Origin of the sequence: Dapis brunnea BLCC-M229 (genome assembly GCF_050015995.1) — a bacterium.
Lineage (GTDB): Bacteria > Cyanobacteriota > Cyanobacteriia > Cyanobacteriales > Microcoleaceae > Trichodesmium.
Window position 1 is genome coordinate 1 of record NZ_JBNHEP010000273.1, and the last position, 13172, is coordinate 13172.

General features: G+C 35.0%; 8 protein-coding genes. All 8 read left to right on the top strand.

Going from position 1 to position 13172, the window contains the following annotated elements:
- Positions 1-237 (top strand): hypothetical protein (locus tag ACP6PM_RS31470; protein WP_426590805.1); only part of this gene is annotated, 237 nt, incomplete at its 5' end.
- A gap of 862 nt (positions 238-1099) precedes the next feature.
- A complete protein-coding gene (locus ACP6PM_RS31475) occupies positions 1100-1558 on the top strand; it encodes a helix-turn-helix domain-containing protein (protein WP_426590806.1) in 459 nt (152 codons plus the stop codon).
- Positions 1559-2526: 968 nt separating this feature from the next.
- Positions 2527-3261, top strand: a complete 735-nt coding sequence (locus tag ACP6PM_RS31480; protein ID WP_426590807.1) for a COP23 domain-containing protein — start codon at positions 2527-2529, stop codon at positions 3259-3261.
- A 311-nt stretch (positions 3262-3572) separates the two neighbouring features.
- Positions 3573-3812: a helix-turn-helix domain-containing protein gene (locus ACP6PM_RS31485; protein ID WP_426590808.1), complete on the top strand. Its 240-nt coding sequence runs from the start codon at positions 3573-3575 to the stop codon at positions 3810-3812.
- Between the two features lie 493 nt (positions 3813-4305).
- A complete protein-coding gene (locus ACP6PM_RS31490) occupies positions 4306-5259 on the top strand; it encodes a S1 family peptidase (RefSeq protein WP_426590809.1) in 954 nt (317 codons plus the stop codon).
- A 1048-nt stretch (positions 5260-6307) separates the two neighbouring features.
- A complete protein-coding gene (locus ACP6PM_RS31495; RefSeq protein WP_426590810.1) occupies positions 6308-7834 on the top strand; it encodes a tetratricopeptide repeat-containing S1 family peptidase in 1527 nt (508 codons plus the stop codon).
- A gap of 1449 nt (positions 7835-9283) precedes the next feature.
- Positions 9284-11542 (top strand): SdrD B-like domain-containing protein, encoded by a 2259-nt coding sequence (locus ACP6PM_RS31500; RefSeq protein ID WP_426590811.1) that lies wholly within the window; start codon positions 9284-9286, stop codon positions 11540-11542.
- 357 nt (positions 11543-11899) lie between these two features.
- A complete protein-coding gene (locus tag ACP6PM_RS31505) occupies positions 11900-13141 on the top strand; it encodes a TolB family protein (RefSeq protein ID WP_426590812.1) in 1242 nt (413 codons plus the stop codon).
- Positions 13142-13172 lie beyond the last annotated feature (31 nt).

Consider the following 13172-nt stretch of genomic DNA (forward strand, 5'->3'; position numbering starts at 1 on the left):
TTAACTGACCAACAAAAACATCTCAATAGAGAAAAAAGTAGGGTTCGCGGAGCGTTGCGTCAGCAGTATCGCGTCAAATGTGAACATACAATATCTGGAGTAAAGAGATATAATGCAGCTAGAGGATTATATCGAAATCACATCAAAGATTTAGACGTTCGCGGAGCGTGGCGTCAGCCGTATCGCTTTATGTTCACTGCTGCTGGACTCTGGAATTTCTACCTGATGGCAGCATAATTTAATGATTGAAAGGTAGAATTTTCCATTTAACTTTAAGGTTTTATTTCGCGACAAGTCTAATCAAATCATCAAGGTCTGGAAGTATTTATAGTCCCCATGAAGACCATGGATATTCTCATGTCTCTATTACTCCCAGAGTTTTTTTTGATCGCAATTTTTACCCAGATTCTACTTGATACCTCATATTTAGGCACACTCATGGTTGAATTTACACTCAGCCACAGCGAAAAAGTCTTTTTGAACAGTATAAATACTTACTCAAGTTTTCCCGCTGTTAGATACTACATTTTGTCGTGCGGAATGTGGGTTTGAATATTCTAGTCACGCCAATTTTTCTCTTCTTTTAGTATTAATACTTAATTAATCGCGTTGGCGGAGCCTAGCGGCAGCTATATCGCTCTGTCATGAAACTTTTATACTACATTTTTAAGTGCGGAATGTGGGTTTCAAGGGGATAAAAAGCGGTCGTTTGCGGAGCATTCCGTTAGGATGGGATGACGAGCTTTCCCGAAGAATGCAGAGCCGCTCCGCAATTCAAGTCGCTCCGCGAAACGCCATATCCAATCGACCAAGAGAAAGAAAATTCCGTATTTCGAGCCTCCCGCTTCAGGCGGAGGTATTGATAACTGATAAATGAAATGACATCCTCCCGACGATGCCCTTGAGCGACAATGAAGCCTTAGACCAGACTGAGATAGGAGATAAAAATGCTAAAAAGCCGATCAATATTGAGCTTTAAGTTTAAATCAAAGAATTTTACTGATGGTCATTTTTTTAGATCCAAATTTAGATTTTATCCGGAAAATGAGACAAATAAGTTGAGAAACTAGGAAACTCCCATGATTTCCTGGTAGGAGCTATGCCACCAAAAGCTCGTTTGAAACAATATCTGACGATAGAAGAACTGAAAATTCGTTACCGACAAGCTCCAGACACCATCGAATCCCGTCGGTGGCATCTCCTGCTTCTGATTTCTCAACAATGGTCTATTAAAAAGGCAGCTCAAGTTGTTGGACTTAACTATGATTATGCTAAGGAAATTGTTGGGCGTTACAACCGAGAAGGGCCAGAGTCTGTGAGAAATCGTAGCAAAGATCGTCAACCACCACCTGCCAAATCTTTATTGACTCCCGATCAACAACAGGAACTATCGGTGGCTTTACAAGGGCCTGCTCCTGATGGTGGAGCATGGTCGGGTCCAAAAGTAGCTCGTTGGATAGCTAAGAAAACTGGTCGGGATCATGTATGGCCTCAACGAGGTTGGGATTACCTTAAAAGGTTGGGGATTGACTGGAAAAAAAAATATAAAAATGATTGATAATTCTTAGGAAGCATTTAGCATTTAGCTATCAGTTTTATTACCTTTAAAGAAGGAAAAAGCAATACCGCTCAAGTACTACCCCTTTTGATTGAATTTTCATAAATTTAGCAACCTCAAATATATATTTAAAAACAAGGCTTTTTCAGTAAATTAGCTACTGAGTATTTACTTAATAAATAAGCTATATAGCAATGAGCGCTCAGGTATTTACAACTTCCAGTTCAAAGTGCAGTAAGGGAAAAGGTCTACAAAAAATAATGTGTAAAGATGCCAGCGCACATTGCTATATATGGTAATTTTTTTTATATAGTTTTTAAAAAAAAATCCCAATAAATTGAGTAATTAAATAACTTACTTTTTGATTTTATTTAGATAAAAAATATCAAAAAGGAATGGTTAAAAGCCATGGCTCATAATTGCTAAATAATGACTACTGACTCCTAACTTATAATAATTTGTAGGAAACATTTATTAAATTGGTATTATCCTCCTTCCCAAAATATTCCATAAGGCAGAAATTTTGACTTTTTTAAATATTAGCTATTTAAGCTAGTAGTTATAAAAATCTTACAGAAGCCAATATTCCTTGGGTAATGGTACTAAGCGGAGGATATACTCAGCAAAGTTATAAATTAATAGCAAATAGTATAAATTATCTTCTCCATCAATGTTTTATTAACAGTTAGATAATTTTACACTTACCCATTATCCATGTTGAAAAGAAACCAACATTGCTTAAAACTATATAATTCTCCTAATTTAGAAAAGTACCACGTATTTGCATAATTCATTGAGGTACAGTGTAATACTAATTTCTATTCCCTATTTCCTAAAGCTCTACAACTTTGATACCTGATCAACTCCAAAAATTCTCTAAATACTTTTCCGGAATCATAGTAAAAATCTTGATCAATTGGATGAAGGTTGTCAAGACTATCGGTAATGAATAATTACCAATTATTTGTTTGGCACAACCTGAAACAGAAATCTCCCAAGATTTAGTAGTTATGAAAATCAATATTTCCACAAAAATTATCCTAGCATTTGCCTTATGTTTCGGGATTAATTTAACTATCAATAATCACGCTGATGCTAGACCAAAACCCGAGTTACTTTGTGAACTAAAACTAGAAGTATGCCAAAAACAGGAAGAGACTGTATGTACAGAAGATGAGAATTGTCCTCATAAAATAGTAGAAAATTGCGACCAAGATAATCAAATTTCCTGCGATAAAACACAGTCTGTAGTTAAGGAATTTCAACCTGTAGTTCGACCTAATATATTTTATTGTGACCAGGGTAAAAATGGTATTCCAACTACTTTTGTTAAAACACCACAAGGTACTTATCCAGTTATTCGTTGGGTTTCTAATTATTTCTTATCTGCTGGATATAGTCCCATGACTCGTTGTCGTCAAGTATCAAACAAATTTCAATTATTCTACGATGATGGGAGACTAGATTACATCACGACTGGCATTGTTAATCGTCAACCTGTTGTCTGTGTTTCTGGTCAAAAGGGTGGTCCTTGTCAAGGAGTATTATTTACTCTCAAACCTTACCAAAATGCTAGCGAAACAATTCAAAAGTTATTTGATATTCGGGTTAGTGCTGCCACAGGTCCACTATATGAAAGTAGTTCCCGTTTTTACTTAAATTTTAACGATTATTTAGAAAGTTTAGCAAAGAAGGGTTTTTAACTGTTATCTATAAGAGATTGTTTGTAAAGGAAATATAAAAAGGAGATAGGGAACAGGGAACAGGGAACAGGGAACAGGGAACAGGGAATAGGGAATAGGGAATAGGGAATAAGGAGGAAGAAATCAAGACAAATATTTGTCGCTTAAAAATCTAGGAATATATGTACTGAATACTTCTCTACCTACCAAATTTCAATCTCTTGAAGTATTACCGCTTTTAGATTTTAGTCACTCGCATGTTCTCTTAATACTTATTTTACAAACAGTCTCTAATCTGGTATTATCTATAATAATCTCCAATTATCTATTTTATGCTACTAGGATTCAAAACTGAACTGCACCCAAATAATCAGCAAAAAACCTTGCTGGCTAAACATGCAGGTGTAGCGCGTCACGCCTATAATTGGGGCTTGTGCTTAACTAAAAATATTTTGAACCATAACCAAAATAATCCAAATAGTCAACTTAAATTTCCTACCGCTATTGATTTGCATAAGCTATTAGTAGCAATGGTTAAACCTAACAACTGTTGGTCGGTACGAAGTATCTAAAACAGCACCGTATGGATGCTTTGAGGTATTTATCATCAACTTGGAAACGTTGCTTTACTAAAGTTTCAGGTCAGCCTAAATTTAAGAAAAAAGGTAGAGATAATAGTTTCACTTTGGATGGTTCCATAACAATAGGTTTTAATCAGAGCTTTTGTCAGAGCGTGTTTTTGATTGTGAATATTGCGATTTTAGTAGGGAAACGAGACTTAAATGCTAGCTTAAATCTAGCTCAGGTGGTCAGTTAGAGCTCCGCTCCGCTAACGCGTTTCGCGCCAGCGTGGCGAAGCAAACGACTGTGACAGCTTGTGAACTGGAGAGTGCCGACACTTCCAGGTTGAAGCAGGAATAGAACAGATAATTGTAGATTTTTACAGATTATCATGGGTTTTTAAGAACGGAATGGAGTAATATAGCGCCACGCGCAAGTTAAAAGTCAAAAGTTAAAACTAAGAGTGAGTTTGAGCGTTTATAAATGTCTTAACCTATTTGCATAGTGCTATATTTTGTCAATCTGCGATCGCTGATATTGGCAGCTTATATTGGTAGTGGGTTATTTTATTTGCCAATACAAATTTTGCCTAAAAATTTTTCTGACCTGGAAAGTTCAGCAACTCAAATACAAAGTCAAAATTGTGCCGACTGTAATCATGTTTGTACCATTAAAGAGCTTAAAAGTTTAGCTAAATCAATTACCGTCAAAATTATTTCGGAAAATGGTTGGGGGTCAGGAATTATCTTGAAACAGGAGGGAAAAGTTTATACAGTTATTACGAATCAGCACGTTTTAGATACTGATTATAAATCTTATATTATTCAGACTCCAGATGGTCTTTTTTATCAAGCAAATGAAATAGAAAATGAAGACTTTCAAGGAAATGATTTAGCTCTATTAGAATTTCGCAGCACTCACTCCACCTATACTGTTGCATCTCTCGAAAATTCTACTACTCTTTCTCCAGGAGATAAAACTTTTGCTGCCGGGTTTCCTACTTTAGAAAAACCTCAAGATACAGAACTTTTATTTACTAGAGGAAGAGTTTCAATTTTGTCTGACCGCCCCTTAGAAAAGGGTTATCAAATTGGCTACACTAATATCGTAAAAAAGGGTATGAGTGGGGGTCCTTTACTGAATATTTATGGGCAAGTAGTTGGAATTAATGGAATGCACGCTTATCCTTTATGGGGAGATCCTTATGTATATCGTGATGGTTCCCAACCAACTGTGACTTTGCGTCAACAAATGAGTCATTTAGCATTTGCTATTCCCATTGAAACTGTAGCTAAATTAGCTCCAAAATTTGCATCTATATCAACTATTGAATTCCATCAAACTGTTAGTAGTAAAAAAGTTTTCAATTATTTACTTTTTGATGGTTTTAGTGAATTACTGAATTGGAAATTTTATCTACATATTTTGCCTACTTCATCATGTAAGTCAACAGTTTGACAGAAGGTAAGGGTCATAGGAAAAGGTTTTAGATAAATAGTATGGGTGGATAGATTGATTTTGGTATGAAATTACTATTTACTAAAATCACAAATAACACTGGTATTAATAGTGTTACTAAGACCAGTATATAGAGTTAAGTAAAAATTCCTATTGCGGCATACGCAATAGAACTACTGACTTTCCTCTAGATGGAAATAGGTGAGTAAAAATTCCTATTGCGGCATGCGCAATAGAACAACTGACTTTCCTCTAGATGGAAATAGGTGAGTAAAAATTCCTATTGCGGCATACGCAATAGAACAACTGACTTTCCTCCAGATGGAAGTAGGTGAGTAAAAATTCCTATTGCGATATACGCAATAGAACAACTGACTTTCCTCCAGATGGAAATAGGTGAGTAAAAATTCTTATTGCTACATAGGTAAGCAAAAATTCCTATTGCAGCATACGCAATAAGCTACTGACCTCTCTCCAGATGGAAATAGGTGAGTAAAAATTTTTATTGCTACATACGCAATAGAACAACTGACTTTCCTCCAGATGGAAATAGGTGAGTAAAAATTCTTATTGCTACATAGGTAAGCAAAAATTCCTATTGCAGCATACGCAATAAAACTACTGACCTCTCTCCAGATGGAAATAAGTAATACCAATTACCAAAACTTTGCTATACCTGGATTTTCTATTTCTAAATATTATTTGCTGGAGTGAATGTTCGGTATTTAGTAACTTTTGTTGTGCTGAAGGTTATTGTTTCCAGCTTCCAAGTATAACAAGACTTTTAAGAATTAGTATAAGTAGGTATCAATAAATATAAAAGTAAGAGACAAATGTGAGGTGAGAGAAATTGTTTAACTCCTATTCCCAGTTTCAGTTTTCCCTATCAAAATAATTTGATATTGAATTTTATCTACTGATAGTCTCCTGTTCCCTGTTCCCTGTTCCCTATTCCCGATTCAAGTAGCGCTATAAAATTATTTTTTTTCCGTCTTATCTTCAACAAATACTAAATAGTATAAATATCTATCTTTATTCACAGAAAAATATGAAATTTAACAATTTTCCATGGGGTTTCGTAAATTTTTTATTCCCAATTCAGTCGTTACTTATTACTTCTTCCTTGTTACTTATTCCTCCTACAGCAATTGTTTTAAAGCCACCTGCTGCTCTAGCATTAATGGCAGATGAAATCCACGAAATTTCTACAGAATTTACAGTATTAATTGATGGTATAAATCCCGCTTCCGGAGTAATTATATCTAGGAAAAAAGATACTTATTATGTTTTAACTGCGAAGCACGTTGTGGAAACTCAAGATGAATATGCAATTCTTACTAAGGATGGAGAAAGATATGAAATTGACTATCAAAGAATAATTAAATTGCCAGGAGTTGATTTGGCAGTCTTAGAGTTTCGGAGTAATCAAAATTATCAAGTTGCTACTTTAGCTGAATATGATTATCAATCAGAATTTCGCCATGTTTTTGTGTCTGGTTGGCCTGAGTCGAGATTACCTTTAGCTGAACGAGAACGTTTATTTAGTCCGGGATTATTAATTAATCGAGATTATGAATTAGCTTTTATTAAAGATCCTGTTTCTAATGGTTATGAACTTTTTTATAACAATATTACCGAGTTAGGTTTGAGTGGCGGACCTGTTTTAGATACTCAAGGAAGAGTTATTGGAATTCATGGCGCTTCTGAAGGTACAAAAATTTATGATGAAGAGTCGAATTCAGTGACAAGAGTAAGTATTGGTTTTAGTTATGGCATTCCCATTAATACTTTTTTAGAGTTGGCAGATAAGTTAAATATGGGATTAAATTTTCAATTGGAAAATTCACCTCCACCACCACTAACTGAAAGAGAAGCTTTTTCTATAGAAGCTTATTTAAAAGTTCCAGAAACAGCAGATATTTCTAGTGCAGCAGCATGGGCAAATCATGGAAATCATTTGTATCGGTTAGAAAAATTTGAAGAAGCATTAGTAGCTTTTGAACGCTCCATAAAAATCAGAGAAAATTTCTATCCAGCTTGGTATGGCAAGGGAAATGTATTGTCTGCTTTAGGTAAGTATGATGCAGCAATAGATGCTTATAAAAAGACAGTAAAAATTAAACCAGATTTTTATTTAGCTTGGCGAGACCAAGGAGCTTTATTTGCTTATTTAGATCGACCATACGAGGCATTAATATCTTTTAATCAAGTAATTAGATATAAGCCAGATGATTTTGCAGTTTGGTATCTGAGAGGGAATATTTTAACAACAAATTTTCAGGAATATGAAGCAGCGATCGCTGCTTATGATAAGGCAATTCAATTAAAGCCTGATTTTGCTGATGCTTGGATGGGAAAAGGGGAAGCTTTTTATCGTTTAGGGAATTATGAAAAAGCTAGAGAAGCTGCTCAAGAAGCAGTAAAACTTAAGCCTAACGATCCAGAAGTTTTGAGTTTTTTAAATGCTCTAGAGGAAAATAGTTTACCGCCCCATTCTGTGGAGTGGATGCCAAATCAAACAGAGGTTGAAAGAAGAAATTATCCTCCTCGTAAACAACCTAATTTATTGTGGTAATCAATATATACTTTAAGGATTCAGTTTTAAGGATTCAGTTTTAAGGATTCAGCTTTAAGCATTTAGCTATCAGCTATCAGCTCAAGTTAAGACTATTGGCTATAAAGCAATACGGTTCAGTTAAGGCTAAAAGCATGATTGATAATACGAAAAGAAGGAGGTTAAATCTGCCAAGTACAACCTCGGTGTTTTGGTTTTTTAGAACAAAACTTAGATACAGGCTTTTTGACAACTCTGGAATTATACCTCAATACGGTTCAGTTAGGGATTTTTTGAAGAAGGAAGAAGGAAAAAGGAAAGTAGATGAGTCTATAGATCAATACAGCTCAGTTACGAATTTTTTGGGCATTTATGTAATCTAAAAAGCTCATCTAATAGTTCTATACTTTATGAATTTTAGTCTTATCTGAACCGTATTGCCCTATATATTTTTTTCCAGTTAATACCAATTACAGTAATGCTATACCAATGTGACACTTTAATAGTAAGCATTCAGCCGTCAGCTAGCCTCTTGCCTCCTGCGGAGGAGCTACGCTTTTCATGTCGCGCAGCGAAACAGACGAACTACGTTAACAGCTAGCCTCCTGAGTCAGAACTACATTAACAGCTATGAGTTATTAGATATTATCAGACCGAAGTAGGAATTAGTCTCTAAAGAGAATCAAAACTTATGAAAAAAAAGTTCATCAACTAACCGAAGTCAAGTTATTACGTTCATGCATCTGAATGCTAATAGCTGAATACTTACGGGATAATTTTGTCAACCCCTAAACCTGAATGCTTACATTATTAATTATTAATTATTGAATACTCCCCTACTCCCCAGCTCAATAAATAGTAGGTTTACCTTGAAAAGCACGGAACATTATGCTGTGTTTTTGATTCTATAAAATTAACGATAATATCTACATCATAAAAGCCGGCATATCCTACAGATTAACCCACAAAAATCCGGAATATTATGACAAGTTCCTCATAATTTTTTTTATAGTTAAGGTTTTTTGAGCCGTCAGTAATAAAACTGAGTTATCTATCCGGATTTATCAACATAGTTCAGAATTTTAAATTAAAACTTGCAGATAGAATTATTCGGGACTCGATTTAACAGACAAAAATATTTTTCTCAATATAAAGTCAATATAAAGATTGTTAACTACACAGGAAAATAAGAGAGTGTTTTTCAACAAAATATTAGGGCTGAAACCGATGGTATGAATTGACATTAATGGCTAATAGCAGAGGTAGGGTATTAGTATCTATAACCCTACAGAAGACTAGCTATATTTTAGTCAATATTTCAGGAATATTTTCTGGTAACCAATAGTTGTATATTCTTGCCTCCCCACTACTTCCTACTCCCTATTCCCTATCTCCTTTTTTATATTTCCTGATAGATTCAATCTCTAACATTCAAAATTATTAGTTTCTCTATAGTAAAAGGAGTAATATATGGCGACATTAACAGCATCTCAGTTTAACCCTACAGGCAATATTAGTGGCTTAAAATTCAATGACATTAATGCCAATGGTAGATTAGACCCTAACGAATCTGGCTTACCTAACTTCACAATTTACTTGGATATTAATAACAATGGTTCTTTAGACTTCAATGAACCGGCTAATATTACCAATAATTTTGGAGGTTATTTATTCAATAACGTACCACCTAATACTTATACAATTAGAGAAATTCAACAACCAGGTTTTAACCAAACTACTCCTACTCCAATTGTAAATGTAACTCCAGGCAGTAATCTGACAAATATCAATATTGGTAATAGTGGAAATGTGAGTAACCGAGGTAGCATTAGTGGCATTAAATTTAATGATATAAATACTAATGGAAGATTCGACCCTGGAGAAAATGGTTTAGCAGATATTACTCTATATTTAGACCTGAATCAAAATGGATTCTTGGATGAGGGAGAACCTCCAACTATTACTGGTGTTAATGGTGAATATTCCTTCCAAGATTTACCTCCCAATACTTATATCTTGCGAGAAGTTTCTCCACCAGATTTTAACCAAACTACTCCCGACCCAATTTTAGATGTAACTCCAGGTAGTAATCTGATAGTTAATATTGGAAATGTGAGTAACCGAGGTAGCATTAGTGGCGTTAAATTTAATGATACAAATACTAATGGAAGATTAGACCCTGGAGAAAATGGTTTACAAGATATTACTCTATATTTAGACCTGAATCAAAATGGATTCTTGGATGAGGGAGAACCTCCAACTATTACTGGTGTTAATGGTGAATATTCTTTCCAAGATTTGCCTCCTAATACTTATATATTGAGAGAAATTTCTCCACCAGATTTTGATCGAACTACTCCCGACCCAATTATTAATGTAACTCCGGGAAGTAACATTACAAATATCAATATTGGTAATGTAAATAATCGAGGTGAAATTAGTGGCACGAAATTTAATGATACAAATACTAATGGAATATTAGACCCTGGAGAATTGGGTTTATCAGATATTACTTTATATTTAGACCTGAATCAAAATGGATTCTTGGATGAGGGAGAACCTCCAACTATTACTGGTGTTAATGGTGAATATTCTTTCCAAGATTTACCCCCAGATACTTATATATTGAGAGAAGTTTCTCCACCAGGTTTTGCTTCAACTACTCCCGAACCTGTTGTGAATGTAACTCCAGGAAGTAACATCACAAATGTCAATATTGGCAATGTAAATAATCGTGGTCAAATTAGTGGCACGAAATTTAACGATACGAATGCTAATGGAATATTAGACCCTGGAGAATTAGGTTTATCAGATATTACTTTATATTTAGACCTCAATCAAAATGGATTTTTGGATGAGGGAGAACCTCCCACTATTACCGATATTAATGGTGAATTTTCTTTCCTAGATTTACCTCCAGATACTTATACTTTGCGAGAAGTTTCACCACCAGATTTTGATCAAACTACTCCCGACCCAATTATTGATGTAACTCCAGGAAGTAACATTACAAATGTAAATATTGGGAATGTAAATAATCGTGGTCAAATTAGTGGCACGAAATTTAATGATACGAATGCTAATGGAATATTTGAAGAGGGAGAATTAGGTTTATCAGATATTACTTTATATTTAGATCTGAATCAAAATGGATTTTTAGATGAGGGAGAACCTCCGACTATTACTGATATTAATGGTGAATTTTCTTTCCTAGATTTACCCCCAGATACTTATACAATTAGGGAAACTCAAGCACCAAATTTTGACCAAACTACTCCCGACCCAATTATTAATGTAACTCCAGGAAGTAACATTACAAATGTCAATATTGGGAATGTAAGTAATCGAGGTAAAATTAATGGCATTAAATTTAATGATAGAAATGCTAATGGAATATTAGAGCCTGGAGAAAATGGTTTAGATAACTTCACCTTGTATCTAGATTTGAATAACAATAGTCTCTTAGATATTGGGGAACCTGCAACTATAACTGATGAATTTGGTTTCTATTCATTTGAGGATTTACCTCCCAATACTTACACAATACGAGAAGTGCAAAAATTTGGCTTCTCTCAAACCACTGCCGATCCAGTTGTTAATGTAACTCCAGGCAGTAATATTAATAATGTCAATATTGGCAACTTTAGTGAATTTCCTTTAAATAGTTTGACAGCAGAAGCTTCTGCTATTGTGGCAACTGATAATAGTTCTAACTTAGGATTTTTCTAATCTATAGTGCTTTTTTGTAGATAAAAATTTTCTGATATAGCAGTAGGGGTTTGGTGACCAAACCCCTACTTGATTCAACTGAAATATTTATGTTTAAAATCCCAAAGTTTCAGTAAAAATGATAAGTAGTTATGCAAAATTAATTATAATACCAATTTGAAAAAAGAATGTGACGAATAATAAGGGTGATAAAAATAATTTACCTAAAAAATGGTATCAAAGCTATTCATTCTGTACGTCGCCAATCCGACGGCTCCCCTACCTGACTCCTAAAAAATCCCCAAGCTATTTGTAGCAAACATCTATCACGCTTGTTATTATTACTAAGTCAATAACATAGACTTTTATGGTCGGAGCATGGTTACAAACATTATTCCCCAAACAAACATCCATCGCCTATCTGTAAACTTTCAAGGAAATGAAGGAAATAACTTTTCAATTAATCCCTCTATTTCTGCCGATGGTCGTTATATTGCTTTTGAATCTGCTGCCAACAACTTAGTAATAGGAGACACAAATAACCAAACAGATATTTTCATTACAGACAGACAAACTCAAACTACAAATATTGTTTCGATAAACTCTGTTGGGTTTTGGGGAAATCTCAATTCTTTTCATCCTTCTATTTCTAGTTATGGTCGCTTTGTAACCTTTGCCTCTAATGCCACTAATTTAGTGCCAGGAGATAACAATAATACAACCGATATTTTTCTCAGAGACCTCTTAACTGGTACAACTACAAGAATATCGGTAGATTCTCTAGGCAACCAAAGCAATGCTGCCTCAGTAAACCCGACTATTTCTGCCGATGGTCGCTTCATTGTCTTTGAGTCTGATGCCACCAACCTAGTTATGGGAGATATTAACAATGCCAGAGATATTTTTCTACATGACACCCTAACTGGTATAACTGCCCAAATATCTAAAAACTCCCTGGGCGATCGAGCAAATTTTAGTTCTTTCAACCCCACTATTTCCGCTGACGGTCGGTTTATCGCTTTTGACTCTTTTGCTACTAATCTTGTGGCAGGAGATACCAATAATACCAGAGACGTTTTTTGGCACGATACCTTAACTGGAATTACCAGCAGTATTTCAGTAGATGCTTTAGGCAACCAAGGAGATTTGAGTTCGATCGCTCCCTCTATTTCTACCAACGGTCGCTTTATCGCCTTCGAGTCTAGGGCAACTAATCTAGTATCCGGAGATACCAATGATGCCAGAGATATATTTGTGCGCGATGTACTACATGGCATTACGACTCGCGTCTCTGTGGATATTTTTGGTAATCAAGTCAGTAGAAGTTCCTTTGCACCGACGATTTCTAGCGATGGTAGGTTTGTAGCTTTTGATTCTTTCGACCCGTTACTGATGCCTGGGGATAGCAATGGTACTAATGATATATTCGTGCGGGATTTACTAAATGATGCCACGACTAGAATATCAGTAAATTCTCAGGGGTTAGAAGGAAATTTGAGTTCTTTTAATCCGGAAATTTCAGTTTCTGGGGAAGTTGTCTTTGATTCTTTTGCGACTAATTTAGTAGTTGGAGATAATAATAATAGTCGGGATGTTTTTGTTTGGAGTAAGATTATTTAGCGGATTAATTTTGCTATGGCTAAAATATCTA